The 26,414-nt window shown below is 35.2% G+C and carries 31 protein-coding genes, 2 tRNA genes and 1 rRNA gene; 12 read left to right on the top strand and 22 right to left on the bottom strand.

Features of this window, described 5'->3' with window-relative positions; all coding sequences use genetic code 11:
* Window positions 1-63: 63 nt before the first annotated feature.
* Entirely contained in the window at window positions 64-336 is a 273-nt protein-coding gene (locus NPIRD3C_RS03430) for a hypothetical protein (RefSeq protein WP_148702840.1), read from the top strand.
* Between the two features lie 45 nt (window positions 337-381).
* Here the strand turns inward: NPIRD3C_RS03430 and fsa are convergent, their stop codons facing one another.
* The 3 genes from fsa to NPIRD3C_RS03415 are packed head-to-tail and all read right to left on the bottom strand — an operon-like array spanning window position 382 to window position 3,682.
* Window positions 382-1,047 carry a fructose-6-phosphate aldolase gene (fsa, locus tag NPIRD3C_RS03425; RefSeq protein WP_148702839.1) on the bottom strand — a complete coding sequence of 222 codons (666 nt, stop codon included), beginning with the start codon at window positions 1,045-1,047 and terminating at the stop codon, window positions 382-384.
* Complete coding sequence (locus NPIRD3C_RS03420) at window positions 1,044-2,018, bottom strand: transketolase family protein (protein ID WP_148702838.1); 975 nt, start codon at window positions 2,016-2,018, stop codon at window positions 1,044-1,046. Before NPIRD3C_RS03420 ends, fsa begins: the two co-directional genes overlap by 4 nt.
* Window positions 2,015-3,682, bottom strand: coding sequence for a ribulose-phosphate 3-epimerase (locus tag NPIRD3C_RS03415; protein ID WP_148702837.1), 1,668 nt, complete (start codon window positions 3,680-3,682; stop codon window positions 2,015-2,017). The genes NPIRD3C_RS03420 and NPIRD3C_RS03415 overlap by 4 nt, the downstream gene beginning before the upstream one ends.
* Window positions 3,683-3,875: 193 nt before the next feature.
* Between NPIRD3C_RS03415 and NPIRD3C_RS03410 the strand changes: the two genes are divergently transcribed.
* From NPIRD3C_RS03410 to NPIRD3C_RS03400, 4 genes are all read left to right on the top strand, one after another.
* Window positions 3,876-4,163: a CxxC-x17-CxxC domain-containing protein gene (locus NPIRD3C_RS03410; RefSeq protein WP_237087713.1), complete on the top strand. Its 288-nt coding sequence runs from the start codon at window positions 3,876-3,878 to the stop codon at window positions 4,161-4,163.
* A gap of 116 nt (window positions 4,164-4,279) precedes the next feature.
* The gene (locus NPIRD3C_RS03405; protein ID WP_342399204.1) at window positions 4,280-4,600 is read left to right on the top strand and encodes a hypothetical protein; all 321 of its coding nucleotides are present in this window, start codon (window positions 4,280-4,282) and stop codon (window positions 4,598-4,600) included.
* Window positions 4,601-4,644: 44 nt separating this feature from the next.
* Window positions 4,645-4,785 (top strand): hypothetical protein, encoded by a 141-nt coding sequence (locus NPIRD3C_RS10600; RefSeq protein ID WP_192827864.1) that lies wholly within the window; start codon window positions 4,645-4,647, stop codon window positions 4,783-4,785.
* A 44-nt stretch (window positions 4,786-4,829) separates the two neighbouring features.
* Complete coding sequence (locus NPIRD3C_RS03400) at window positions 4,830-6,296, top strand: leucyl aminopeptidase (RefSeq protein ID WP_148702835.1); 1,467 nt, start codon at window positions 4,830-4,832, stop codon at window positions 6,294-6,296.
* Between the two features lies 1 nt (window position 6,297).
* Here the strand turns inward: NPIRD3C_RS03400 and NPIRD3C_RS10955 are convergent, their stop codons facing one another.
* The gene (locus NPIRD3C_RS10955; protein WP_255464631.1) at window positions 6,298-6,426 is read right to left on the bottom strand and encodes a hypothetical protein; all 129 of its coding nucleotides are present in this window, start codon (window positions 6,424-6,426) and stop codon (window positions 6,298-6,300) included.
* A gap of 55 nt (window positions 6,427-6,481) precedes the next feature.
* Window positions 6,482-6,601: ribosomal RNA gene (gene rrf / locus NPIRD3C_RS03395) — 5S ribosomal RNA — on the bottom strand.
* Window positions 6,602-6,692: 91 nt separating this feature from the next.
* Here rrf and NPIRD3C_RS03390 point away from each other — a divergent pair.
* Both NPIRD3C_RS03390 and NPIRD3C_RS03385 read left to right on the top strand, forming a co-directional pair.
* The gene (locus NPIRD3C_RS03390; RefSeq protein WP_148702834.1) at window positions 6,693-8,480 is read left to right on the top strand and encodes a ribosome biogenesis/translation initiation ATPase RLI; all 1,788 of its coding nucleotides are present in this window, start codon (window positions 6,693-6,695) and stop codon (window positions 8,478-8,480) included.
* Window positions 8,481-8,485: 5 nt separating this feature from the next.
* Entirely contained in the window at window positions 8,486-9,313 is an 828-nt protein-coding gene (locus NPIRD3C_RS03385; RefSeq protein WP_148704110.1) for a class I SAM-dependent methyltransferase, read from the top strand.
* 1 nt (window position 9,314) lies between these two features.
* Here the strand turns inward: NPIRD3C_RS03385 and NPIRD3C_RS03380 are convergent, their stop codons facing one another.
* Both NPIRD3C_RS03380 and rimI read right to left on the bottom strand, forming a co-directional pair.
* Complete coding sequence (locus tag NPIRD3C_RS03380; protein ID WP_148702833.1) at window positions 9,315-9,533, bottom strand: transcriptional regulator; 219 nt, start codon at window positions 9,531-9,533, stop codon at window positions 9,315-9,317.
* A 37-nt stretch (window positions 9,534-9,570) separates the two neighbouring features.
* The gene (gene rimI / locus NPIRD3C_RS03375; protein ID WP_148702832.1) at window positions 9,571-10,068 is read right to left on the bottom strand and encodes a ribosomal protein S18-alanine N-acetyltransferase; all 498 of its coding nucleotides are present in this window, start codon (window positions 10,066-10,068) and stop codon (window positions 9,571-9,573) included.
* A 75-nt stretch (window positions 10,069-10,143) separates the two neighbouring features.
* On the opposite strand from rimI, the gene NPIRD3C_RS03370 reads away from it, so the two are divergent.
* Entirely contained in the window at window positions 10,144-11,250 is a 1,107-nt protein-coding gene (locus tag NPIRD3C_RS03370) for a site-2 protease family protein (RefSeq protein WP_148702831.1), read from the top strand.
* On the opposite strand, the gene NPIRD3C_RS03365 is transcribed toward NPIRD3C_RS03370, so the two are convergent.
* Window positions 11,242-12,324 (bottom strand): nickel-dependent lactate racemase family protein, encoded by a 1,083-nt coding sequence (locus NPIRD3C_RS03365; protein ID WP_148702830.1) that lies wholly within the window; start codon window positions 12,322-12,324, stop codon window positions 11,242-11,244. The two genes, NPIRD3C_RS03370 and NPIRD3C_RS03365, sit on opposite strands and share 9 nt — an antisense overlap.
* A gap of 50 nt (window positions 12,325-12,374) precedes the next feature.
* Here NPIRD3C_RS03365 and pyrE point away from each other — a divergent pair, with 50 nt between their 5' ends.
* Window positions 12,375-12,980 (top strand): orotate phosphoribosyltransferase, encoded by a 606-nt coding sequence (pyrE, locus tag NPIRD3C_RS03360; protein WP_148702829.1) that lies wholly within the window; start codon window positions 12,375-12,377, stop codon window positions 12,978-12,980.
* 112 nt (window positions 12,981-13,092) lie between these two features.
* On the opposite strand, the gene NPIRD3C_RS03355 is transcribed toward pyrE, so the two are convergent.
* Both NPIRD3C_RS03355 and NPIRD3C_RS03350 read right to left on the bottom strand, forming a co-directional pair.
* A tRNA-Ile gene (locus NPIRD3C_RS03355) sits at window positions 13,093-13,166 on the bottom strand.
* Between the two features lie 41 nt (window positions 13,167-13,207).
* Window positions 13,208-13,840, bottom strand: coding sequence for an iron-containing redox enzyme family protein (locus NPIRD3C_RS03350; protein ID WP_148702828.1), 633 nt, complete (start codon window positions 13,838-13,840; stop codon window positions 13,208-13,210).
* Window positions 13,841-13,920: 80 nt separating this feature from the next.
* On the opposite strand from NPIRD3C_RS03350, the gene NPIRD3C_RS03345 reads away from it, so the two are divergent.
* Together NPIRD3C_RS03345 and NPIRD3C_RS03340 are read left to right on the top strand one after the other, a co-directional pair.
* Window positions 13,921-14,014 (top strand) — tRNA-Glu (locus tag NPIRD3C_RS03345).
* A gap of 44 nt (window positions 14,015-14,058) precedes the next feature.
* Window positions 14,059-14,910: a polyprenyl synthetase family protein gene (locus tag NPIRD3C_RS03340; protein ID WP_148702827.1), complete on the top strand. Its 852-nt coding sequence runs from the start codon at window positions 14,059-14,061 to the stop codon at window positions 14,908-14,910.
* Here NPIRD3C_RS03340 and NPIRD3C_RS03335 read toward each other — a convergent pair.
* From NPIRD3C_RS03335 to NPIRD3C_RS03285, 11 genes are read right to left on the bottom strand one after another with little or no spacing between them, the layout of a single operon-like run.
* Window positions 14,900-16,384, bottom strand: a complete 1,485-nt coding sequence (locus tag NPIRD3C_RS03335; protein ID WP_148702826.1) for an NADH-quinone oxidoreductase subunit N — start codon at window positions 16,382-16,384, stop codon at window positions 14,900-14,902. The genes NPIRD3C_RS03340 and NPIRD3C_RS03335 overlap by 11 nt on opposite strands.
* A 12-nt stretch (window positions 16,385-16,396) precedes the next feature.
* Entirely contained in the window at window positions 16,397-18,475 is a 2,079-nt protein-coding gene (locus NPIRD3C_RS03330) for an NADH-quinone oxidoreductase subunit 5 family protein (RefSeq protein WP_148702825.1), read from the bottom strand.
* A 1-nt stretch (window position 18,476) separates the two neighbouring features.
* Window positions 18,477-20,030, bottom strand: coding sequence for a complex I subunit 4 family protein (locus NPIRD3C_RS03325; protein ID WP_148702824.1), 1,554 nt, complete (start codon window positions 20,028-20,030; stop codon window positions 18,477-18,479).
* Window positions 20,030-20,335 (bottom strand): NADH-quinone oxidoreductase subunit NuoK, encoded by a 306-nt coding sequence (gene nuoK / locus NPIRD3C_RS03320; protein WP_148702823.1) that lies wholly within the window; start codon window positions 20,333-20,335, stop codon window positions 20,030-20,032. Before nuoK ends, NPIRD3C_RS03325 begins: the two co-directional genes overlap by 1 nt.
* A complete protein-coding gene (locus NPIRD3C_RS03315) occupies window positions 20,316-20,828 on the bottom strand; it encodes an NADH-quinone oxidoreductase subunit J family protein (RefSeq protein ID WP_148702822.1) in 513 nt (170 codons plus the stop codon). The genes nuoK and NPIRD3C_RS03315 overlap by 20 nt, the downstream gene beginning before the upstream one ends.
* Window positions 20,821-21,318, bottom strand: a complete 498-nt coding sequence (locus NPIRD3C_RS03310; RefSeq protein WP_048069014.1) for an NADH-quinone oxidoreductase subunit I — start codon at window positions 21,316-21,318, stop codon at window positions 20,821-20,823. The genes NPIRD3C_RS03315 and NPIRD3C_RS03310 overlap by 8 nt, the downstream gene beginning before the upstream one ends.
* Window positions 21,318-22,616: an NADH-quinone oxidoreductase subunit NuoH gene (nuoH, locus tag NPIRD3C_RS03305; RefSeq protein WP_148702821.1), complete on the bottom strand. Its 1,299-nt coding sequence runs from the start codon at window positions 22,614-22,616 to the stop codon at window positions 21,318-21,320. The genes NPIRD3C_RS03310 and nuoH overlap by 1 nt, the downstream gene beginning before the upstream one ends.
* Window positions 22,617-23,753 carry an NADH-quinone oxidoreductase subunit D gene (locus tag NPIRD3C_RS03300; RefSeq protein ID WP_148702820.1) on the bottom strand — a complete coding sequence of 379 codons (1,137 nt, stop codon included), beginning with the start codon at window positions 23,751-23,753 and terminating at the stop codon, window positions 22,617-22,619.
* Window positions 23,754-23,755: 2 nt separating this feature from the next.
* Window positions 23,756-24,361: an NADH-quinone oxidoreductase subunit C gene (locus NPIRD3C_RS03295; RefSeq protein WP_148702819.1), complete on the bottom strand. Its 606-nt coding sequence runs from the start codon at window positions 24,359-24,361 to the stop codon at window positions 23,756-23,758.
* Window positions 24,361-24,885: an NADH-quinone oxidoreductase subunit B gene (locus NPIRD3C_RS03290; RefSeq protein WP_014962545.1), complete on the bottom strand. Its 525-nt coding sequence runs from the start codon at window positions 24,883-24,885 to the stop codon at window positions 24,361-24,363. The genes NPIRD3C_RS03295 and NPIRD3C_RS03290 overlap by 1 nt, the downstream gene beginning before the upstream one ends.
* 40 nt (window positions 24,886-24,925) lie before the next feature.
* On the bottom strand, window positions 24,926-25,258 hold the full coding sequence (locus tag NPIRD3C_RS03285; protein ID WP_048069033.1) for an NADH-quinone oxidoreductase subunit A: 333 nt from the start codon (window positions 25,256-25,258) through the stop codon (window positions 24,926-24,928).
* A gap of 156 nt (window positions 25,259-25,414) precedes the next feature.
* Here NPIRD3C_RS03285 and NPIRD3C_RS03280 point away from each other — a divergent pair, with 156 nt between their 5' ends.
* Window positions 25,415-25,879, top strand: coding sequence for a redoxin domain-containing protein (locus NPIRD3C_RS03280; protein WP_148702818.1), 465 nt, complete (start codon window positions 25,415-25,417; stop codon window positions 25,877-25,879).
* Between the two features lie 16 nt (window positions 25,880-25,895).
* Here NPIRD3C_RS03280 and NPIRD3C_RS03275 read toward each other — a convergent pair whose 3' ends face one another.
* Window positions 25,896-26,408, bottom strand: a complete 513-nt coding sequence (locus NPIRD3C_RS03275; protein WP_148702817.1) for an acyl-CoA carboxylase biotin carboxyl carrier protein subunit — start codon at window positions 26,406-26,408, stop codon at window positions 25,896-25,898.
* Between the last annotated feature and the right edge of the window lie 6 nt (window positions 26,409-26,414).

The following is a 26,414-nucleotide window of genomic DNA, read 5'->3' as shown; positions in this document are numbered from 1 at the left end:
TAGAATTTGTTGTTGATTGATAAAAATCAGATTAGATAAATACCAGATAATGCCACTATGTTTATGGGCAAAATAAAAATACGAACTGGAAGGGGAACAGGAACTATTGAAGTAGATGACGACCCTAAAAAATGGTCAGGAGATGAATTTAGAAAAATTCAAGAAGCAAGGAAAAAAGCTGCTGCAAACAGAATGGTACATACTGGTAGAGGAACAGGTTCTAGAAAACTTGGGGATATGCCAGAACCAAAAGCTAGACCATCAACAGAAGGAATGACTAGAGTCACAGGTAGAGGAACAGGTTCTAGAAAGAGTAAAAACAAAGGTACATCATAAATTCCTCAAAATTTCATTTTTATGATTTTACATTGAACAATAATGTCAGATTTTGACATCAGGATTTTCAGCTTTGACTTTTTCCCAGTCTTTAAGAAAATTTTCTAAACCAATTTTAGTCAATGGGTGTTGAAGCATCTTATCTAACACTCCAGGGGGTAAAGTGACCACATCAGCTCCAATTTTTGCAGCTTCTATTACATGCATTGGATGGCGTACACTTGCAACTAAAATTTTAGTTCCAAAATTATAATTTGAAAAAATTTCTTTTATTTCTTTAATTAAATGCATTCCATCTTGACCAATATCATCTAATCGTCCAATAAATGGACTGACATATTTTGCACCTGATTTTGCAGCAAGTAAAGCTTGGTTTGGAGAGAACACCAGCGTTACATTTACAGGAATTCCTTCAGATGAAAGTGATTTGCATGCTTTTAGTCCATCAGGAGTCATAGGAACTTTTACAACAACATTTTCTCCATATTCACGTAATCGCTTTCCTTCTTCTAACATTCCAGAAAACTCAGTGCTAACAACTTCTAAACTAACATCACCCTTGATGATTTTTGTAATTTCTGCCATAGAATCTTTTGGATTGCCACTCTCTTTTGACATAAGAGATGGATTTGTAGTAATTCCGTCAAGCAATCCCATGTCATTAAATTTTCGTATGGATTCTAAATTGGCAGTATCAAGAAAAATTTTCATAGTTTTTTGCTCCTAATTTCTTTGACTTGTTTTACCATATTAAAAGATGTTATTCCATGTTTTTCTAAAAGTAAAGGAATTTCGTTATCACGAGCAGATTCGCCAAACATGTCTTGAGCCCCAATTCTTTTGATGGGTACAGGATAAGATTCAGAAACAGATTCAGCCACAGCAGAACCCATTCCGCCTATAATATTATGTTCTTCAGCAGTAACAATACACCCAGTTTCACGAGCAGCCTTTTCTAAAATTGCATCATCTATTGGTTTAATGGAAAATATATCTAAGACTCTACAAGAAATCCCTTCTTGCTGAAGTGTTTCAGCAGCTTCTAATGCCATTCTCACAGTTATTCCACATGCAGCAATTGTGCAATCAGAGCCATCCCTCAAAGTTATTCCTTTTCCAATTTCAAAGTTCTGAGAATCTGAATGTACTAATGGAGTCTTTGATCTTGCCATTCGCATGTAAAATGGTCCATACTCATTTGCCATTAAAATTGTCAATTTAGAAACTGCAATGGTGTCAGCAGGAATAAAAACTCGAAAATTTGGAATTACCCTCATAATAGCAATATCTTCAATTTGTTGATGTGAACCACCATCAGGACCAACAGATAAACCGCCATGTGAAACAACGAATTTTACATTAAGGCCTTTTTTTCCTGGAGGTGAAGGATAAGCCACATTATTTCTAATTTGATCAACTGCTCTTCCTGGCAAAAATATGGCATAAGTACTTGCAAAGGGTATTTTTCCAGATACTGCTAATCCAGCAGAAGTTGTTACAAGATTTGCTTCGGCAATCCCAACATTGAAAAATCTATTTGGGAATTCTTTTCCAAAACTAGATGTTTTTAATGAATCAGTAGTGTCAGCGCCCAATACAACAACATTGGGATTTTCTTTTCCAATCTGGATTAAAGATTTTGAGTATTCGGAACGCATGTCAGTCATTATTGGTTCATTCAAAGATACCCTTTCTCCCCTGCAATTTTTTTAATTTGTTCTTGTTTTTCTCCAACAACATGCAATCCAATCCATTTGTTTACTAATTCAGTTCCACCTAACTCATTAGCTTTATCAAGTAAAATTCCTCTTCTTGATTTCAAAACCTCATTTCTAAAATCTCTAATTGCAACACGAACATCTTGTTGACCAATAATTGCACCACCACCTACAAATGCACGAGCACCATCTGCAAAAACTGAGCCAATATTTTCAAGATTTACTCCACCATCAGCCTCAATATAGCCTGAAAAACTATGTTCTTTTAGGATGGAATTTAATCTAACCATTTTTGCATGTGTTTCTTCAATGTATTTTTGACCAGATTTTCCAGGTATCACAGACATGACAATAAGCTGATCAAGTGAAGGTAAGAATTTGTAAGACCACTCAGGTAATTCAGTATCAGGATTTATTGCAAATCCTACACCTACTTGATTTTGTTTTAGTAAATCATGGATTTCTCCAAAACTAGATTCATCAGTTACTTCTGCATGTACAGTAATGACATCACTACCTGCATCAATGTAATCCCTAACATGTTTTACAGGATCATCAATCATAAGATGAGAATCAAATGGAATTACAGTAAGTGGTCGTAATTCTTTGATTTTAGTATGATCAAAGGTTTTGTTTGGAACAAATTGTCCATCCATCACATCCAAATGAATGTAATCAGATCTGCCTGAAACACATCTTTTAACTTCATTTTCAAGATTGGTCATATCACCTGCAATAATTGAGGGTGCGATCATAAACTGAGAATCTAATTCAAGATTAATGATTGGTACAACATCAGAGTCTGGTGCTTTTCCATGCCATGCAGGATTGTCTTCCATATGTTCTACAGATTTTCCTTTAATTGTTCTTGAGATAATTATTGTTGGTACACCTTTTGTTGTATTAGCTTTAGCAATAGCTGAATCTATCTGTTCAATTCGATGTCCATCAATTTCAATCACATTCCAACCAAATGATCTCCATTTGTCACCAGTCTTCCATCTAGAAGCATCTTTCCACATTTCAGAAAGGTCATCACTTTCTAGTGTTTTGTCAAGAGGCATGATTTTTTCAGTGTAAGAATCCTGTTGAATGAAATTCCTATCAAGAAAAGCAGTAAGATTATCAACTTTGTATTTTGCTGCAGTCATTGCAGCTTCCCAAACTTGACCTTCATCAGACTCACCATCTCCAATAATTGTATAGACGTGATAATCCTTAGAATCAATTTTTCCTGCAAGTGCAATTCCCACAGAATATGACAAACCAGTACCCAAAGAGCCTCCACAAAATTCAACACCAGGGCACTTCAAATCTGGGTGTCCTTGTAATTTACTTCCAAATTTTCTCAAAGTTTCAAGTTCTGATTCTGGAAAATATCCAGCTACTGCCATGTTGGAGAATAGTCCTGGGGCAGCATGTCCTTTTGATAATACCAAACGATCTCGATCTTCCCATTGTGGGTTTTTAGGATCGAATTTCAAATATTTGTTAAATAAACAGCCTAAAATTTCTGCCATTGAAAAGGAACCTCCAGGATGACCCGAACCAGCGGCATTAGTGGCTTTAATTACTAATTTTCGGGCTCTAAGAATATTTTTCTTTATTTGATAATAATTAAGCCCCATATCGTTCGTTTTGACTTCAAATTTAATAAAAATCTACTTCTAAAACATATTCATTAAAAAAATTCCAATTAAACCACATAATATCAAAAATGAAGAGATCCATATAGTAAAAAATCAAAAGAATTTACAATGGTTTAATTACAGCAGAATTTAACAAATTTTGTAAGAAATGTCCTTTGGGGAAGAAAGAGAAATGCACACAGCAACATGTGGCGATTGTGGAAATGAATGTCAAGTTCCATTCAAACCAAAAGAGGACAGACCTGTATATTGTAGAGAATGCTTCCCAAACCATAGACCTGAAAGACGTAGTGGAGACAGGTTTGGTGGAAGATCAAGATTTAACAGACAAAGAGAAATGCACACAGCAACATGTGGCGATTGTGGAAATGAATGTCAAGTTCCATTCAAACCAAAAGAGGACAGACCTGTATATTGTAGAGAATGCTTCCCAAACCATAAGCAAAATACCAATGTTTAGAATTAGGAAAAATTTTTAGTTAATTTCAGAGTAATTATAATATGAAAATTAAAGAGAATTTTCCAATGGTAGTTTTTGATAATCAATGTTATTTATGCGTAAAATTTGCTAAATTTGTGGATTTTTTTGCCAGAGGAAAAATTAGGATGATTGGACATTATACGAAAACAGGTGAAGATATACGACAAAAAATTTTAGATAAATCTGCACTAGACATGTTTTGGTTTATTGATGAAAAAACAGCATATGGAGGGAGAGCAGCTTTGTTACCACTAATAAAAACAATTTTTTCAAAGAGAACAAGAAAATTTAGATCAGAAAGAATAGAAGAACAGTGTTTACAAGATTGTAAATCAGTTAAGGCAGTTTTTGTTAGATCATCGAGTTTAATTTCCAATAGTAGAGTCATAAAAAATCATGATGAAGTTCATATTTAATTACAAGAAATAGATTTTTAACCACAATATTGACTCAATTTTTTATGGCAGAACGTAAAACAATAATGATTGATGAAGATGTTGCTAAAAAAGTAAGAAATCTTCAAGCAAAGAAAATTAAAGAAACAGCTGCAACCGTAAGTTTTTCCTCGGTAATCAATGAAATGCTCAGAGAATGCAGTTAAGTATGTCATAAATCTAAATAAGACTCTAAAAATCAATATTCATATTGAAAGTAAGAGTGCAAGATTCTCCAAAAAAAACTCAACTACTTTGTGGATTTGCTTTAGAAAAATCAGATAAAGTTTTAGGATTACCAAAACTAGATGCAAAAACATCCCAAGTTGTAAAACAATCTCTCAAAGATATAGAGGGAAAATTAGGTAAAATGATAATTATTCCGATTGTAGGAAAAAAACAATTTCAGAGAATTCTGATTGCCGGAATTGGTAAAAAAGAAGATATTACAAAAGATACTTTTAGACAAATTTCAGGAAAAATTGCTCAAAAAGCACGTGAATTAAGATTAAAAGAATTTTCAATAATTTCTCCTCCCAATTTTGTAATTGACCAAACTTCATCATCAGCACAAATTGTACAAGGAGTGAAAATGGCACTTTATAAATTTGAGAAATTCAAGGCTGAAAAAGAACAAAATTCTCCAGATCTAACAATAATTGTTTCAAAATCAAACAAGATTTTACAAGCAATAAAGACGGCAGAAATTGTTGCAGATGGTGCAATATTTACAAAGAGTATTGCTAATTTACCTCCAAACGAGTGCACACCATCCACTTTAGCAAATTTTGCAAGGATAATTTCCAAAAACAAAATGAAATGTAAAATTATTTCAAAACCAGAACTAAAAAAGAAAGGCTTTGGTGGAATTTCAGCTGTAGGGCAAGGAAGTAAGAATGAACCCAAACTAATTGTTCTAGAACATAACAAGGGAGCAAGAAATGAAAAACCTATTGTACTTGTTGGAAAAGCAGTAACATTTGACACTGGTGGAATTTCGTTAAAGCCTGGAGCAGGTATGGACGAAATGAAATTTGACAAATGTGGAGGTTGTACAGTTTTGGGAATTATGAAAGCAATATCAGAATTAAAATTACCAATCAATGTAATTGGAATTATCCCATCTGTTGAGAACATGCCAGGTGGGGAATCATACAGGCCTGGAGACATCATAAAATTATACAATAGGAAAACTGCTGAAATTCTCAACACAGATGCTGAAGGAAGATTGATTTTAGCTGATGCACTAGCATATGGTGAAAAACATTATTCACCTAAAGCAATTATAGACTTTGCAACTTTAACTGGAGCATGTATTATCGCATTAGGCACTAATGTGGCAGGTATGGTTTCAAATAATGAAAAACTATCAAAAAAAATTTTTGAATCATCAAAAAACACTACAGAACAAATTTGGGAACTCCCATTAAATCAAGAGTTTATGGATATGATCAAGTCAGATGTAGCAGATATGAAAAATATGGGAATTGGTAGAGCTGCTGGAACAATAACTGCTGCAGCGTTCTTAAGAAATGCTATTGAAAATACACCATGGGTACATTTGGATATTGCAGGAGTTGCTTGGACACAAACAGCTACAAAAGAAAAATCATACAATCCAAAAGGCGCTACAGGTTTTGGAGTAAGATTGGTTTTAGACTATTTACAGAATATGTAGTTCAGTAACCTCTACTATTTCTATCAGGAGTTCCAACATTTGGATTTCTCCAACCATGTTTTTCCATCATGTGGTTTAATAGCCGAATATCATTATCACAATTTTCTCCACATACACTACAATTTGGCATTTGAAATCACATCAACCAAATTAATTGGATATTAAAAGATTGATTCAAAATTAGAAAATGCCAGCACTGTTGCTTCCCAAGGGCTCTCGCATCTTAGTAGCACAACAGCGACGTCAGGTTTGACTTCCAAGTTCGGAAAGGGATTGGGTCGCACCCTAACGCTATGGCCGGCTTGAAGATTAATGTCAGATTCTCATCTATTAACGTAACGCCTCCTTCAAGCATTCCAAAATAGGTATAAAGCAAAGAAAATACCCGATTACGACATGACACATAGGGTAGGTGTTCTAGATCATGAGCTTTGTCAGCCTAAAAAATGTGGTTTAGAGTGCATAAAATATTGTCCAGTAAACAAATCAGGGGCAGATTGTATTGTTCTAAATGAAGAATCAAAAAAGGCCCAGATTGATGAAGATATTTGTAATGGTTGTGGAATATGTGTCAAAGTATGCCCATTTGATGCAATAACAATTGTGAATTTGGCAAGTGAGTTAGCTACTGATAAAATTCATCAATATGGTCCCAACTCATTTAGGCTATTCAAATTACCAACACCAAAGAAAGGAGAGGTAGTCGGACTACTTGGAAGAAATGGGATGGGTAAAAGTACAGTTGTTAACATTTTATCAGGAAACCTAAAACCAAATCTAGGAAGATATGAAAACCCACCGGAATGGGATGAAATTTTAAAATATTATAGTGGAACAGAACTTAAACAGCATTTTGAAAAAATTGAACAAAACCAAATTCGTGCATCAATAAAACCTCAACAAGTTCATCACATTGCACAAGCATTTGAAGGAACAGGAAATGAACTAATTGAAAAATATGATGAGCGAGGTGTTTCTAGACATCTAATCAAAGAATTAGGATTGGAAAATTCTATGGATCATAGTCTAAAAGAATTAAGTGGAGGAGAATTACAACGAATTGCAGTAGCTGCTGCTGCATCAAAAGATACTGAATTCTATTTTTTTGATGAGCCGTCATCATACAATGATGTTTTTCAAAGAACAGGAGTTGCACGTGTAATTCAAGGTTTAGCTAAAATTGGAAAAAGCGTCATGGTAGTAGAGCATGATCTTACTTTACTAGATTTTCTTAGTGATTATATCGAAGTGTTATATGGAGAACCAGCCGCATATGGAATTGTTTCAAATATTCTATCTACCAAAGTTGGAATTAATGTATTTCTTGACGGATATCTGCCAAATGAGAATGTTAGATTCAGAGATAAGAAATTTTCATTTGATGTTTCATCATCATCTACAGATGAATTTCAAGAAGGTAGTGAAGTTGTCACATATCCAAAACTAGAAAAAAAATATCCATCATTTTCAGTTACAATTGAGCCTGGGCAAGTTAGAAAAGGTGAGGTATTAGGCATAATGGGAGCTAATGCCTTAGGGAAAACAACTATGATGAAAATGATTGCAGGTGTTGAAAAACCAGATTCCGGAAGTATTGATAAAAAAATCAAGATTGCATACAAACCACAATATCTTCAAAATGACATAGATGTTGAAGTAGTATCAGTATTAGATAAGGCAAATGGAGATCAGGTAGAAGGTAGTCTTGAAGAAGAACAGATTCTTGATCCATTAAAAATAAAAAAATTATACAATAAATCAGTCAAGAATCTTTCAGGAGGAGAATTACAAAAAGTTGCAGTTGCCTCATGTTTATTGCAAAAAGTAGATTTGTATGCATTAGATGAGCCTTCAGCATTTTTAGATGTAGAAGATAGAATAGCAGTTGCAAAATTCTTGCAGAAATTTGTTCGCTCTTTTGGAAAATCAGCAATAGTTATTGATCATGATTTACAATTAATGGATTTAATTTCAGATTCAATGGTAATTTTTGAAGGAGAATCAGGTGCGGCAGGTGTAGCTACATCTCCGTTACCAAAAGCAGATGCAATGAATAGATTCCTCAAATCACTTGATATGTCATTTAGACGTGATGAGAAAAGTCTCAGACCTAGAGTGAATAAACTTGAAAGTAGATTAGATAAGGATCAAAAATCATCAGGTAATTTCTATTACAAGAATTGACTCGAATGCTAAAAAAATCACTTGAAAGTATACTGTCACCAAAAGAGAGTGAAGAATTAATTTCAGCATTTGATCAAATTGGAGACATCATTATTGTGAGAATACCAGAATCTCTTCTATCAAAAAAGAAAATTATCGGAGAGACATTATTGGATGATGTAAAAATTGCTAGAAGTGTATTTTGCCAGGCCTCTGCAGTAGAAGGAGATTTTCGTACGCGTAATCTTGAGATCATAGCAGGAGAAGACAATACAGAGACAGAGTACAGAGAATTTGGATGTAAATTCATAGTAGATGTTGAAAATGCATTTTTTTCACCTAGGTTATCTACTGAAAGAGATAGAATAGCAAATATGATTCAAGATGGAGAAATAATGACAAACATGTTTGCAGGAGTGGGGATGTTTTCAATTATTGCTGCAAAAAAGAAAAAATGTACAGTCTATAGTTTAGACATCAACCCAATTGCATCAAAGTTATGTGAGAAAAACATTAAGCTAAACAAACTTGCAGGGCAAGTTATTTCAATAAATGGGGACGCAACTCAAATTATCAATGAACAACTTGTAGACAAGTCAGATAGAACTCTAATGTTACTACCAGAAAGATCAGATGAGTTTTTAGAATCTGCAATAAGGACAACCAAAAACAAAGGAATTATTCACTATTATTCACACATACATGCAGATAAAAAATCAGATGCAGGTAAACTATCTGAAGAGCATTATCTTCAAGTTACACCAGTTAAATCAGAGATATTGGGATCAAAAATTGTTAGACCAGTAGGTCCTAGATATTATCAAACTGTTGTAGATGTAAAAATTTTCAAATGAGTTAATCGTCCGAAGTAATTGATGCAGATGAAGGTTTTGTTGTTGCCATAACATATCCTATCCATGCAACAACTCCAAGAATTCCTCCTGCAATCATCAATACAGATAATTGCAAAACAATAGGACTCCATTCAGATAGCATTAACAAATAAGCATAAAGAAAAAACCCACCAATACAAAGAAGAAATATGGTAACACCCATTCCTTTACGTTTGTCCATGGCGGAGAATTTTTCGAGAGTTATTTATTGGTTTTAACTAATCTAGCTCAATTGCCATAAGATACGCATCTTCACCATCACGATAGTAGGCGTTAAGTTGCTGTCTAATTACAAATCCAAGTTTTTCATACAATCTAACAGCTTCATTATTACTACACCTCACTTCTAGATAGAACTCATCACACTTTCTAGATTTTACGCCTTTTACAGATTCTTCAACCAGTGCATTTCCAATTCCCCTCTTCCTATATTCATCAAGAACTGCAATCGATACGACATGACCTTTCTTGACAAAACCCAGTTTCTTAAAATTTGAAAAACCATACTCAGTTTTACACATTATGTACCCAACGTGCTTTCCACCAATCTCAGCCACAATAAATGCCTCTGGAAGTTCCGCAAGTAGGCTTTCATAGAAATAATCAGAGTAATGCTCAGGAAGTGTTTTCAAATTAATTTCCATCACAGGAATGAGATCACTTGGCTCAGCACGTCTAATATTACAATCACCTAATTGTCTTAGAATTACTTGCATACTAAGGAATAGGTCCATCAATATTTAATTTTAAACCAAAAGACCATTTAATGGATAGATTTAGTCTTAAAACATATGGATGACCCATCTCAAGAAGAAATTATTTCGATAGTAAACTCTATTTTTAAGGTAAGTGATTTTACAAAATCTGAATTTGCTTTAGAATTTAGAATAGATGATAATGATTTTACAGAAAAATTTGAAAATTTGGCTAGAAGACTAGAAGACATGAGTTATTTTTGCAAATTAGAAGAAGTTAATGGAGAAAAGTATGTCATTATCCAAAAATTTACTATGAAAAAGCAAAGGATTTTGGGCAATCCATGGACCCCCAGGATTTTGTTTGCAATTGTAGTAGGATTCGTTATGTTTGATGGGTATCACAAAACATCAGTTGCAAATTCAATTATAGATATCGGAGATCCATTAGAAACAGCAGCATGGTATACACTAGCATTATTAGGAATTTTAGGAGTTCATGAACTTGGTCATATTTTTGCTGCCAGATGGCATAAATTGAAAACAACATGGCCATTTTTCATTCCAGGTTTACCGGTAATAGGCATTCCAACATTTGGCGCATTCATCCAATCAAAAGGAGTTACTATCAACAGAAGAATATTGTTTGATATAGCGATTGCCGGACCAGTCGCAGGTCTAGTTATTGCAATTATTGTTTCAGTTTATGCTGCATATACAGCACCAGTTTTAGAAAATATAATTGATGGTAATATTTCTGATGATTCAAGATTAAGTGAATGGAGTTTGGGAGAACCCCTCTTAATGACAGCTAGTTTGGCCATGTTTGGTAAGGGTGAAATTCACGGTAACACTCCTTACTTGACGCCGTTTTTGTTTGCGTCATGGGTAGGTTTCTTGGTGACATTTTTGAATTTGCTACCAGCATGGCAGCTTGATGGAGGACACATGGCAAGAACATTTCTTAGTCCCAAATTCCACAAAATTGCAACTTTTGGAAGTATAGGGATCTTGTTTTTGCTAGGTTATGAAGTAATGGCAATTTTTATTTTGTTTATGAGTTTTACACGTCCTAGTGCGACCCCACTTGATGAGATCACACCGCTTTCAAGAAATAGAAAACTTGCTTATTTGGGAATAATTGGATTAGCAGTTTTATGTGCGCCATTGCCATCAGATTTTTTGCCTAGTTTCTTATCTTAGTAAAAGTCGGGCACCATCAGATACTACTGCAACTTTTTGTCTGGCACCTTGTGTTTTTATGATATAATCCATAGAATACTTGATCCCAGGCAATGAAATCATGTTTAGTTTCTTTGCATAGAACTCAGGCAGAATTGAAACTAGTCCAATCTGAAAATTCTTTTGGATTTCTGAAAGAAACAAGAGATCTTCCATTCCACTAATGTATTTTGTAGGATTCCGTAATTGATCTAAACTCAATCTGTCTTCAATGTATTGTTGAATTGCATCAGATCCCAATCCACCCTTACATTCAGCAACTAAAATTGCAAGGCCATCTTTTTTTATGGCATTAGAACAATTCCAAAGAGATGAAAAAGATTTTCCTAGATTATCATTACTAGCATCTTTTCCAGTACTGATTATCATTGTTTTATGCTGGCCTACATCTTTAATCGAATTAGATTCAAGAATTTTTGTATTAGAGATAGTTTCTGATGGGTGGCCAAGTGAAAAATCAATTATTCCTTGGGAATTTGCAATAATTTCAATTCCCTGAATTTCAAAGTTGTCAGAGAATTTCTTTGCTTCTTGAAGACTTTCAGGATATTGACCTGGAACAGGAAGATTTCCTTGTCTTTTTGCATATGCTGAAAGCATAGATTCTAAGCCAAACTTTTTGATTAGTCGTGTAGAGATGGTTTCATAACCAAAAAGACCATCAAACTCCATTTCACTCATAAATACAAGGTTTGAGTTTGGGTTTTCCATATTATCAAATTCATTGATAGAGCTGCCTTCGGGCAATCCTGCTTTAACTTGATTTAGAATTTTTTTATCAGTAAGAATTCTTGGAAAAGGTTTTGATTTTTGTTCACATAGTAAAAACATAGATGAAATAATTTTTTGAATAGATTTTGAATTATGTAAAACTACAAGTTCCATAGGTTTGGAAAAATCAATGGCATTCAATTTTTCATTGATCGCTGAATCATCTAGGATTTTGCCATCAGAATCAATTTTTTGCTCTAAATTCTCTGCCCTTATGTCCAAAACAACGTCTGTAATACCATAATTTAACCAGATTTCAGGCATGATTCATTCATAATACAAACCAAAATAAATCCAGTGTAGTTAATTTTGGTATGGAATTTGTAAAAGAGTTTGCAACCTTTTTGCACCAAAAAGGCATCATAAAATTTGGGGATTTTACACTAGCAAGTGGAAAAAAGAGTTCATACTATGTGGATTTAAGACTGGTTCCAAGTTATCCACATGAATTTAGAAAAATGGTAAAATATCTAGAAAATGAGATTGCTCAAAATATAGGATTAGACAAGTTTGATTCAATAGTTTCAGTACCTACAGGGGGTTTAGTTATTGCATCTGCATTAGCAATTGAAACTGTAAAGCCATTGATCTATGTCAGAAGTAAACCAAAAGATTATGGGACTTCAAAATCAGTTGAAGGTAAAATTCATGATGGAATGCAGGTAGTTATGATAGATGACGTGGCAACTACTGGAGGTTCAGTTGTAAATGCAATAAAATCATTAAAAGAAGTCAATATTTCCATTAAAGATGCATATGTTATTGTTAACAGAATGGAAGGAGCTGATGAGGCCTTGGAAGAATTGGGAGTCAAGATGCATTCAATTCTAAATATTTTACAAATTACAGAAGCCCTACATGAACAAAATCTAATTGATGATAATACTTTAGATAAAGTGAAAAAGCAAATTGATAAATGAGTTTTGGCAGCTCAGACAAATGCCTTCCAATCATCATTCAGATATAACTCTGATTCTTCATTGCAGCCAGTAAAATTTGAATTTGCTTATTTTAAAACTAATTGAAAATATATGGGCCCGAAGGGCTTCGATCCCTTGGCTCACCGGTTATGAGCCGGTTACTCTACCAAGCTGAGTTACGGGCCCTAAGCAGATGAATTTTTTCTTAGGTATAAAATGTTATGAGATTAACAGTATTCGTCAAAACAACTGTCCAACAACAAATTCTGTGCAGATATTGATTTTTCTGCAATTTCAATTAATTTGTCATAGTCAGTTGAAGATTTTTCAAGAATATTTCTCCAAGATGCTGCATGTCTGATGTCCGCTTCGGTATGTAGCTTAAAGTATTCTGTGGCTTCATCACTAGTCATACCATAGAATTCTGATAATCCATCAAGTTTTGTTTGACTGATTTTAGGGATTTCTTTCTCAAATGCATACATTGCACAAGCCCCATTTTCAAATGAATCCATTAACTCATTCAAATCAGATACAGCTCTTCTGGTTTTTGGTAAACCTGAATATGACAATAATTCCTCTTCAGAAATTCCAAGATCTCCTGCAAAAGCAATCCATGGTTTAATATGATCAGACTCTTCTTGTTGATTTTCAACCAATTCTTTTACAACTGATTCTGGAGCTTTTTCAATTATAGGAGCCATAAAAGATGGAACTTCTTTTACTAGTTGAAAATATTCTTTTGAATATCCTGCAAGGGATTCTTTTGTTAATTTACCATCAGACCATGCTTGGTAAAATGGATGTTTTAGTAAACTTCTTTCTTCAATCATTTCATCAATTTTTTTAATTATGTTCATGAATTGACTGCAAATCTGCCAATAAAAAAATCTTTGTGGTTTACAAAAGATTTTATGGTCAAAATACAGAATTTTCTTGGGTTCCAGTGGTGTAGACCGGTCAAGCATACTGCCCTTTCAAGGCAGTGATCCCGGGTTCAAAATCAATCGATGAAAATCCCGGCTGGAGCACCAAGATTTAATTAACAATGGGAAAGTTTTTTCAGTAGAGGCTCATCTTGGACAGAAAGAATATCGAGATTAATCCTTTACTTGAAACGTACGGAGAGTATATTAGAAAAATTGATCAGGCACTAGACAAAGAGCTAGATCTCTATTCAGAATCAGAATTTATTGAACCGTTAAAATATTCCTTGGAAGGCGGGAAACGAATCAGACCAATTATTCTGACTTTATCAGCTGAAAGTATTGGTAAAACTGATGAAAATACGTTTGCTGCATCTTGTGCAGTTGAATTTTTGCACATGGAATCCATAATTCACGATGATATTATTGATAATGAAACAATGAGGAGACAAAAGGATCCATTCCATATCAAATACGGATATAATACTAGTGTACTTACAGGAGACTTTGTTTTAGGGTTAATTTTAGCAATATGTTCTAGATTAGACAATCCAAGAATAACTAAAGATTTGGCAACTACAGCAATGTTGATGAGTGAAGGAGAAATGATTGAAAGTAGATTAGAGACAAGTGAGGATGTTACATTTGATGATTATCTCAAAGTAATTGAATACAAAACTGCAACTGCATTTGAGGTAGCAGCCAGAACAGGGGCAATTATTGCAAATGGAACTGAAGAGCAAATTGAAGGACTAACTGAATATGGAAAAAATATTGGAATTGCGTATCAAATTAGAGACGATTTGCTAGATTGGAAAAATGAAGATAAATTGTTTAATACATTGATTAAGAAAAGTTCAGATCCAAGAGATGTTTTTAACAAAATGGAAGAATTGTTAAAAGAATATTCTGAAAAAGCAAGGACTAGTTTAAGAAAGATTCCAGATAATGATGCAAAAATAAATCTAGATAATTTAATTAAATTTACTTCGTTTAAGGCATAAGTCCTAAACTAACTATTGGTGTTGCAAATTCTACAAATTTAAGAAGTGGTTCTGGATATACACCAAATCCTACTAAGAAGATTATAGAGAATATCATTACCGCAACAATTGATTTTGGTTCTGAAACCCTCTTTTCTGTTTCTCCTTCAAAGTACATCTTTCTAGTTATCCAACCATAGTAAGCAAGTGATAATGCACTGTTAAGAACTCCTGCTATTGCAAGCCAAGGAGCCCACCATAATGCAGAACTTGCATCTAATGCACTTCCAAATAGCATCAATTTACTCCAAAATCCTGAAAGTGGAGGAACGCCTGCAAGTGCAAATAAGGAAATCACCATACCTAAGGCAGTTATTGGCATTCTTCTTCCTAGTCCTTTTAATTTATCAATATGAGTAACAGCAAGAGTTGTTACAATTCCTGCAATTGCAATAAAGGCAGCACCCTTCATCACTGCATGATTAAAGATTTGATACAAAGAACCTTGTAATCCAAGAGAACTGTATGGTGCAACTGCCAATCCAATCAAAATGTATCCTGCATGTGCAATACTAGAATATGCCAACATTCTTGAAAGATTCTTTTGCATTATAGCTGCAACATTACCAATTGTCATTGTCATTATTGCAATAATTCCAAGTGCTAAAGTCCAATCAAGATTAAGAACAACCATTCCAAGAATTACAATTCTAATGGTTGCAGCAAATCCTGCTTTTTTGGTTGCTGCAGCAAGAAGAGCAGTAACTGGAGAAGGTGCACCCTCATAAGTATCTGGAAGCCATTGATGGAAAGGAACAAGTCCCATCTTAAATCCAAATCCTGCGATAAACATTCCAACTGAAAGTAATGCAAGTGGTAGAAGTGAAGGATCAAGTGTCGAATAACCTTCAATGACTTCACCAATGTTTGTAGAACCAGTTAATCCATAAGATAATGCAATTCCGTAAACAATTATTGCTGAAGATAATGCACCAAACAGGAAATACTTTAGTGCTGCTTCATTTGAACTTGGGTTCTTTTTCATGAATCCAACTAAAATGTAAGTTGGAATACTCATGAGTTCCCAAGCAACAAACAGCATCACAAGATCAGTTGAGTATGCAACTAGAATCATACCAATTGTTGCAAGTAAGATTAGAGAATAGTAAACAGCAGGAGAATTGTGTTTTCTCATATAGTTAAAGGAGCCAACTGTTGTGAACAATGCAACTATAAGCATTGCAATTGCAAAGAATCCACCAAATGCATCATCAGCAAGTACATCCTCAGAGAAAAGCGCAGATGCAGTTACACTATTGTTAATGAATTCATATCCAACATATCCCATAGACACGATTAGTGCTGCAAATGCAATTACAGCATAAAATGAGTTAGAGCCTTTCTCTTTTCTTGCAATACTAATTATAGGAAGAATAACACCTACAGTTCCTAAAATTGCAATTAATACCAATGGAGTTGAAGTAATTTCTAACATTTCATGTCTCTCCTATATCAACAATATCAGAACTACAAATAGTAATCCTGCTCCAAATACGAATAGATAAGATTGTGAAACACCAGTTTGAGTTCCTTGGACGACTTTAGCACTCCATCCAACTGCTTTCTGGAATCCATCGTTCATACCGTAATCGATAGCTGTCTTTTCAAAGTATCTGAATACACCTCTTGCCAACCATAATGGGGCTACTACAAAGCACCAATACACTATTGCATTAAGATACCATCTGCTTAAGATAACTTTGTGAATTGCGTAAAAGAAAATGTTAGAGTTTACAAATTTGACAGGATCAACCCATCTGCCAATATAGAATATGTATCCTAATCCAATTCCTATTGCAAATGCAACAAGTGAAGCACCAAGTGCTACGGGGTTGATTCCTTGCAGGAATTCTGGCAATATTGAGGATTCAGTTTTTGCATATTCACTGTGGATTCCAAATGAATCTTCAAGATATACTTCAAACATATGATGTAATCCGTGTTCTGTGGATAATCCGATTAATCCAATTCCAATAGTTAAAACTGCAAGGATTCCGTATGGAGCCCACATTGATAATGATGCTTCATGGATGTGATGTCCTTCTTCTTCCATTTTTTGGATATGTTTACTCTTGTTACCAAAGAATACCATACCAATCATTCTTGTAGTATAGAATGCAGTAATTATTGCAGTCAACACTGCAATTGCAAATAGCGGTAATGCCCATTCGTTTCCTGATGTATAGACTGCTGCAAAGATTGCATCTTTACTCCAGAAACCTGTTGTGATAAATGGGGCTCCCATCAAACCAAGACCTGCAGCCCACATGAAAGCATATGTCTTTTTCATATGTTTTCTCAGACCACCCATATCAGTCATAAATCGAGAACCAACAATATGCAGCAACGAACCTGCTGCCATGAATAATGATGCCTTGAACATTGCGTGAGAAATTAAGTGGAAAAATCCAGCAGTATAACCATCAACGTATTGCTGAGATAGTCCTGCAACACCTAATGCCATCATCATGTAACCAATTTGTGAACCAGTTGAATATGCAAGAACCTTCTTAATTTCAGGATTAACCATACCCTGTGTTGCAAGTAACAATGCAGTAATTGCACCAACCCATGCAACAATCTCAAAGAATTGATCAGCCATAATTCCTGCTGCACCTAATGCAAAAACAATAGGTCCTATTCGTGCAACCAAGAACACACCAGCTTTAACCATTGTTGCTGCGTGAATCAATGCAGAAACTGCAGTTGGACCAGTCATTGCTTCTAAGAGCCATTCATTTAATGGGAATTGTGCAGATTTACCGACTGCACCACCAAATAACAATACAAAGGCAGGGACCAGTAGACCTTGTGCATTCATAGCAATAGCCCATTCATGATCTCCCATCAGTTCCTTGAAACCAAATGTTCCAGCGAACAAGAATATCAAAAGCATACCAGCAATCATCATCACGTCACCAACTTTGGTCATGATGAATGCCTTCATACCAGCATGAGTTGGAGCATAGTAATCTAGCAGACCAAGAACAGTACGTCCTTCTTGTCCAACATGATCTTTCTTTTTATCACGATACCAGAAGCTGATTAATGCATAAGATGCGAGACCCACACCTTCCCATCCAAAAAAGACTTGTAGTAAGTTATCAGATAACACAATTAATTGCATTGAACCAATAAAGAACATCATCCAGAACCAGAATCTTGTAATGTCTTTATCACCTTTCATATATCCAGTACTGTAAATCATAATCAAGAATGAAATCCAAGCAACAACATTTGCCATAATTACTGAAAGTGGATCAGCTAATACACCGCCCTTCAAACCGATTGCTTCAATCCACATAACCTGTTTGTGAATTTCACTTCCTTCAACTGCAAGTGGTAACAAAGATGCTGCAGATAATGCACTCATTAATGCAAATCCAACTGCAACATAGCCTGTTGTTCGTTTTGAGAATTTTCCAATACCTGGCATGATGAGTGCAGCAGCAAATGGTAAAATCCAAACAAGCCATGCTGCAGCAGATGTCGCTTCAAATGGTAAACCAATAGCTTCAGTTGCCATATTAAACTCCCAACACTCCGTTCATGTAAGGCATAATTGTGTTCAAGAAGATGTCTGGATAAATTCCAAGTACAATAGTAAATCCAGCTAGTACCATCATTGGTGCTGTCATGTACCAACTTCCTTCTTTGACCTTCTCTAGATGTTCTGGTGTTTTACCAAAGAATACTCGTTTTAACATCCACAACATGTATGACATTGTAAGTGCAGTTGCTACAAGTCCAAGACCAAATGTTACTGCTCTAACCGTAGAACCTTCTTCAATTGCAGTTTCTAATGCACCGTAAAAGAGAATCCATTCTCCCATAAATCCACTGGTTGGGGGAACTCCCATAATTGTAAGTGCGCCAATAACTGCACAAACAGCAGTGATTGGCATTTTTCCAGCAAGACCACCAAGTTTAGAGATACTGCGTGTACCTACTTTAACAATAATAATTCCAGCCATCATGAAGAGAATGCCTTTTCCAAGTCCGTGAGTGATATACATCATCTCAGCACCTGCAAGACCCATTGCAGACATTGAACCTATACCAAATAGCAAATAACCCATCTGACTGATACTAGAATAAGCAAGAAGACGTTTTAGATCATCTTGCATTAATGCCATTGCACCACCATAGATCATTGTAACAAGACCCCAGATATGGAACCAAATTGAGAGTTCTGCGAATGTAGATGGTAAGAATTCAACAATTAATCTAAAGATACCATATGCACCAATTCCGATCATTGCAGGGGACAAAAGTGCACTGATTGGGGTAGGTGCTGAACCGTGGACATAAGGTAACCAAACATGGAACATAAAGACAGCCAATTTTACTCCAAGACCAATTGCAATCGCAATTGCTGAAATCATTACAATATCTTGAGGAATCTCAGATTCTTTGATGTCAGCAAAGTCAAAGCTGCCAATTGTTAATCCAATCATCAAGAATCCCAGTAGTAAAACAACTGCACCAGCGTGGGTCCAAAACAAGAACATCAAACCAATCTTTCTTCTTGGACCATCACCCCAAAGAGCAACTAAAAAGAAACCAGGAATCAACATAACTTCAAAGAATATGTAAAATTCTATCAGGTTTGTTGAGAGTACTGTTCCAAGCATTCCCATTGCAAATACAAGATAAAGTGCAAAGTAGAGACCAGATTTTGCATTTACATAATTAGAAAGTGATGATGATTCAACAACAGAACTTTGCCCACTTGAAGAAGGATTGATTTTTTGTTCTTCTTCAAACTGCTCATGGAATTTGTGAATCATATATGGTTTTGAATAAAGAACCAAAATTGTGGATAATACATAGATAATTATTGCAAATGGAGATGCTAAACCATCTAGTAAGAAACCAAATTCACCAAATTGTTCTGTCCATGGATAGTGTTCTTCAACAGTTCCAGATAATGCTGCATTGATTACAAGAATTGTTGTATAAAGTAAGATTGCAAATGTAAACCACATAGCAGGAGTTGGTCCTGCTTTTCTTCCTAGAATATAGGCTACTGGAGATAAAAGTAATGGCAAGAAAACTGCCTGTAATAATGCATATTCCATTATCCTTTCAAACTCCTAAAGTCTGCAATATCGACATTTTGATACATACGATAGGCTACAATAATTAATGAAAGTCCAACTGCTACTTCTGCAGCTGCAATAGCAATAGAGAACAGAGCTAATGTTTGACCACCACTATGTGGCAAAAATCTACCAAATGCAACTAAGTTAAGATTGGCAGCATTAATGATAATTTCAACTGCAAATAGCATTCTGATAAAATTACGTTTAACTGCTAGACCGTAGATTCCTATGCCCAATAAGGCAACGGATACTAATGTAAAATCAATTAGTTCGTTGGTCATTCTCCACATCCTCGCGTTTTGCTAATACAAGTGCACCAGTAACAGAACCAGCTAAAATTAATCCCATTAAAATCAGGGCAGGCCAATAATAGGTTACAAAGTCAGTACCAATATCTCTAAAATCAACAGGAGGTTCATCAGTAGTAATTGTCTTAATTCCAGAGTCTAGAAAGACTGCACCTAATGCAACCATAACTACAAGCATCAAACCAATTCCTGCAAACTTTCTTCTTTTATCTTCAATTTTTTTGAATATGAGTTCTCTTTTTACGAGCATGACAGTAAACAAAATCAAAACAGCAATAGAGCCAACATAAACTGCTAATTGGAATAATGCAACAAATGGAGCATCTAGTAAAAAGAAGAATCCTGCAATACCGCCAAGAGTTCCCATTAATGCAATTGAACCATAAATTAATGATCTTAATTCAAGAGCAGCAATTGCAGAACCAATTGTGATTACAGTAAGGGCTAAAAATGCAGCATCAGCCATGTGTTGCACCTCTATCAGTAATTTGGATTTCACTGTCTTGAGTAAGATATGGTTTTACTGCAAGTTGGGCAGGGGTATAGATAAGACCCTCTTTGGTAAAAGAAGATAATTCATAATCATTTGTCATGTATAGCGCATAGAATGGACATGCATCAACACAAAGACCACAGAAAACACATTTTCCATAATCAATTTGAGGCATGATAGATTTTTTATTTTGTTTTTGTTCTTCAGGAACCTTTACCATTGCAATTGCTTCTGCAACCCCTTCACAGGCAATTGAACATAATTGACATCCAGTACAATGATCATGAAATAGCATGTGTCTGCCTTTTAATCCAGCTATACCAACACCAGTAGAAGGATCAAACTGATAACCATCACCTACAAACTTGAGTTTTTCTTCAGGATAACGAAGTGTAAATCGTTTAATTGCAAGATGTTTGATTCCTGAATTTAATGCACGAATAATTCCAGTTGCAGTTCCCATTATTGTAATCCTCCTGGTCCCAAGACTCCAGCGTAAAGCAATCCTAGTGCAATAAAGATGTTAACGAATGCTAATCCAATTAATTTGGTCCAACCAAGACTCAACAGCATATCAATTCTGATTCTTGGGAAGACACCTCTTGGTAGGAGAATAAAGAAAATCACACCAACTGTTTTTAGAACAAACCAAAGTGTTCCATTCAGCATTTCTTGATCAAACAGAGGTAATCCTGGAATCTTTGCAGTGATTGGCCCCATTACAATACCATCAGTAAGTATTTCTTCTGGGAATGGAGGTACAACCATAGGGCCATTCCAACCACCTAAGAATAAAACAACAAACAATCCTGCGAATGCATAAAGTTTCAGATATGTACCTAATTGAACTAGACCATACATCATTCCAGAGAATTCTGTTAACCAACCAGCAACAATCTCACTTTCTGCCTCTGGGAGATCAAATGGAATTCTTTCCAACTCTGCAAGCATCGTAATAAAGAAAACAATTGCACCAACTGGCAAAAATATAATCCATGGGAAGTTAGATTGACTTGCTGCAATTTCAGATAAGTTGAGAGTTCCAGTAAGAATAACAACTCCCAACAAAGACAATATTAATGGAATTTCAAATGAGACCATTTGGAATAGAGCTCTAATTCCACCAATGAATGGGAATTTACTGTTTGCAGACCATGCTGAAAGAATTGTTATGATTGGGAAGAATCCAATTACTGCAAAAACTCCTAATAATCCCAAGTCTACATCTGCTACCACCCAACCAGGGGCTACAGGAATTAATGCTACAAATGCAGCTGCAGTTGCAACAAATATCACAGGAGCCGCCCAAAATATCGGTTTGTCAGCTTTTGCAGGAATAATAATTTCCTTAGAAATTAGTTTTAGACCATCACCCATTAATTGTAAAATGCCTTCAATTTTTCCACAATAGAAAGGACCAACTCTTAGCTGTAATTTTGCAAGCATCTTTCGTTCAACAAAAATTGTTCCAGCAGCAATTAGAGCAGCAAATCCAAAGCCAGGAAATGCCATAACTCTGAACATATCAGTTGCCATGAATGCTTTTAGAATTGGGAGACTACGTGACGGATCTGCCAACCACGTCAATGCAAGAAATGGTGTAAGTAATTCGCCATTGATTACAGGCATTTCGATAAAGAACAAAACTACTTGAATTGCAGGGATACCAATTAATGATAAGAGTAGTACTATCCAAAACAGATTATCAAGAAGAGACTTGATAAATTCACTTAGTTTGAATTTTGGCGCTATAGCTGACATTTATCTATCTGCCTCCACTGGCCAATAATTCAGACTCCAATAAACAGATGGCATATTACCAAGTTTTTCGCCAATCAAAAGATTAGGTAATGCAAGTAAGTTTCTAAATGAGGGAACGCTCATTTTTACTCTATAAGGTTCAGGTTTACCATCAGATACAATATAACAACCAAGAGAACCTCTACCAGATTCTACACGTTTGTAAACGGTTGCAGGACCTTTTGTCTTTGGATTTGGTTTTAGTTTAGCACGAACAGAACCAGATTTTGGCATTTTTTGTAATGCTTGTCTAATAATATTACAACTCTCAATCATATCAAGCCATGGAATTCTAGATCTTGCATAAGAATCACCTTCTTTCATTACATTGGTATGAATATCTAATTCGTCATAGACATCATATGGTGCCTTTACTCTTAGATCATAATCAACACCACTTGCTCTAAGTACGGAGCCAGTTACTCCGTATCTAATTGCATTTTCACGTGATAATACCCCAGTATCCCTAGTTCTTGAAATCAAAATAGGGTTATCATAAAATACTGCTGCATATTCTTTGATACGTTTTTCAAAATAGTTTACTTGACGTAAACAAACATCTTCAAAGTTTGCTGGTAAATCATTTCGTACTCCACCTGGAATAAAATGAGCATGAGTTACTCTAGCTCCAGATACTTTCTCCATAAGATCAATTAGGAGTTCTCTGTCACCTGCAGGCCACATAAACATTGTAGAATGCCCTAAGAAAATTCCATAAATTGCAAGCCAATACATGGTATAGATACAACGATTTAGTTCTGAACAAATTACTCTAACATACTTTGCACGTTCTGGAACTTCGATTCCAAGAATTTCTTCAGCTCCTAAAACATAAGGATAGAGAACATTACATGAATCATGAATTACGGGTCTCTCTAAGTGAGGAACATTTGTGATATAGTTTCTATATTCTGCCATCTTTTCTTCTCCACGATGCACATATCCTGGATCTGGATCACATGCAACAATATAGTCACCATCAATTTGAACAACAATTCTCATATGGCCTGAACCTGGATGTTGTGGTCCAACATTGAGAGTCATTATTCTCTCATCTACTTTTTTGAGTGCTAATCCTGGTGGCATTATATCAGTCATGATTATCTTCCTTTTATTGCAAAGTCCTTTCGAAGTGGTGGCAAGTCTGCCCAATCTTCGGGCAAAAGTAATCGTCTATTATCTGGATGACCATCAAAGAAAACACCTAGCATCTCAAAAACTTCTCTTTCACCAAACTCTACGCTGTAAAATACATCTCTAAGACTAGGAAGTTTTGTAGAGTCCTGTCCAGGAATTGGATTTGTTTCTCTAGGAGCTCTAGTTGATAATGTAAGAATTTGCTTTGCAAGAGATGATTCAGTATAAGATCCAAGATGATAAACTACTTCAATCTCATTATCTGCTGGAAAATCAACACCTGAGACTGATTCTGCATGATCATAATGTAAATCATCACGAATAAACTGGGCTACATCATGAACATTTTCCCTACTTGTTTTAATTCCAATTCTATCTTCTTTTACAAAATTTACTTCGACTTTATCTCCAAACTTTTCTACTAATTTATCTGAAATTCCTTTCTCAAATGCTGGAAGTTCAACTGGTTTTTCTTCAGCTTTTGCGGCTGGTTTTGGTGCAGGTTTAGGAGGGGTCGGTTTCTCTTCAGGTTTTGCCTCTGCTGCTGGTTTTTCAGATTCACTACTCATTATACAAACTTCCTAGCCTTCATTCTCTTGATTTTTTCTTGCAGTAAAATACATCCTTGTATGAGAGTTTCAGGTCTAGGTGGGCAACCTGGAACATAGACATCAACTGGAATCACTCCATCAATTCCTGGAAGTACATTGTATGAATCAAAATACAATCCTCCAGTAATTGCACAAGCTCCCATAGCAATTACATACTTTGGTTCTGGCATTTGATCATAAACTAATCTGAGACGTGGTGCCATCTTTCTTGTAATAGTTCCTTGAACAACAACTAGATCACATTGTCTAAGTGATCCAAATGCTTCAATGATACCAAATCTTTCAACATCATATCGTGGACTTGATGCTGCACCAAATTCTACACTGCAACAAGCTGTTTCAATGTGAACAGGCCAGAGTGACCAAATTCTACCCCAATTGATGGCGTAGCCCAATGGTTTATCGATTGCTCGTTCTAAAATATCCCCTAGTTTTCCTACAAAGACATTTGCATTTTCTGGTGTTACCAAGTCTTTAAGCAATCTTATCCCCTAACCTCGTTAATTTGATTTGTATAAAAAACTACCATATTCTTCTTCTCCCTGATTGGTACAATGCAAAAGCCATTGCACCGAACATTATTGCTAAAAATCCCATCATTGGTAAAGTTGCACTCTTGGGAAGTTCCAAAAGAGCACTTCCCCATGCATACAAGAAAATTGCCATTACATCAAATACTACAAACATGAGAATATACGGATAATACTGCATCATGAAATGCGTTCGTCCTTCTCCAGATGGAACCTGACCACATTCCATTGGTAAAAATTTTACAGGGTTACTTCGTTTTCGGGGAGAGACCATTCGTGAAATAATCAATGCAGGTGCCATTGCTGCTATACCAAAGGCAAACATCAATACCACAGTACTGTAATTGCCCGCTAATTCCCCGACCAATTTAGCTTTTCACCCTGATTTTTGTATAAAAAGGTATGTTTCCTTTTTTGGATCATTTTTCGGAAAAAAGAATTTTTTCTAAAGTACTTTATAGAACATTGATTAATTGCGATCATGTCAGTGAATATTGGAGATATTGCTCCAAATTTTGAGCTTCCAGATACAGAACTAAAAATGCGGACTTTGGATGAATTCAAAGGAAAAAAAATCGTTCTTTCATTCATAGTTGCAGCTAGTTCTCCTGTATGTGAAACTGAGCTATGTACATTCAGAGACTCTTGGCAAGAGATTGCAGATATGGGTGCACAAGTAGTAGCAATAAGTAATGATGGGCCTTTTGCAAACAAAGCATTTGCAGAAAAACACAACTTTAATTTTCCATTATTGGGAGATTACAACAGTAAAACAATTAGAGATTACGACATATTGATGAAAGATCTGCTTCACATCAAAGACTACAATGCTGCAAAACGTTCTGTTTTTGTAATTATGGAAGATGGTAAGATTGGTTACAAATGGGTTTCAGAAGATCCATTAAAAGAACCAAACTATGAAGAAATTAAAAATTTCCTCAAGTAGGAAAAAATTTCTTTTTTTATTCTAAATCGGCAATGACGTCGCCTTTTGCGACAGTTGCACCTTCTTTAATTTTTAAATTTTTAAGCACACCATCTTTGTGTGCTTTGACTGCAACTTGCATCTTCATTGATTCTAGAGTACAGATAACATCACCTTTCTTAACGGAATCACCTTCAGCAACTGCAATAGATACAACTTTTCCCGGGATTTGGCTTTTGAGTGCTAATTGCGCACCACCTGAACCACCGCCACCAGAATTTTTGAAAACAACTTCATCAAAATGAGTGTTCATGTTTAGTGTTACTGGAACATGATCAATTACAAGATTTATTTCATTAGTTGAAGTCTCAAGATATTTTGCTTTATGATATTGTTGATCTAAGATAAATTCTATTCCTTTTGCATCCATGTTAAGAATTCTTAATTGGTGATCCTTGTCATTAATCTTAATTACATAATCATTGTTACCTAAATTTTCAACAATTTTTCCTTCAAATGATTTTTCAATGTCAGATATCTTATAGTTCATTAATCA

Source organism: Nitrosopumilus piranensis (assembly GCF_000875775.1).
Lineage (GTDB): Archaea > Thermoproteota > Nitrososphaeria > Nitrososphaerales > Nitrosopumilaceae > Nitrosopumilus > Nitrosopumilus piranensis.
This window is presented reverse-complemented; position numbering and strand designations above follow the sequence as displayed.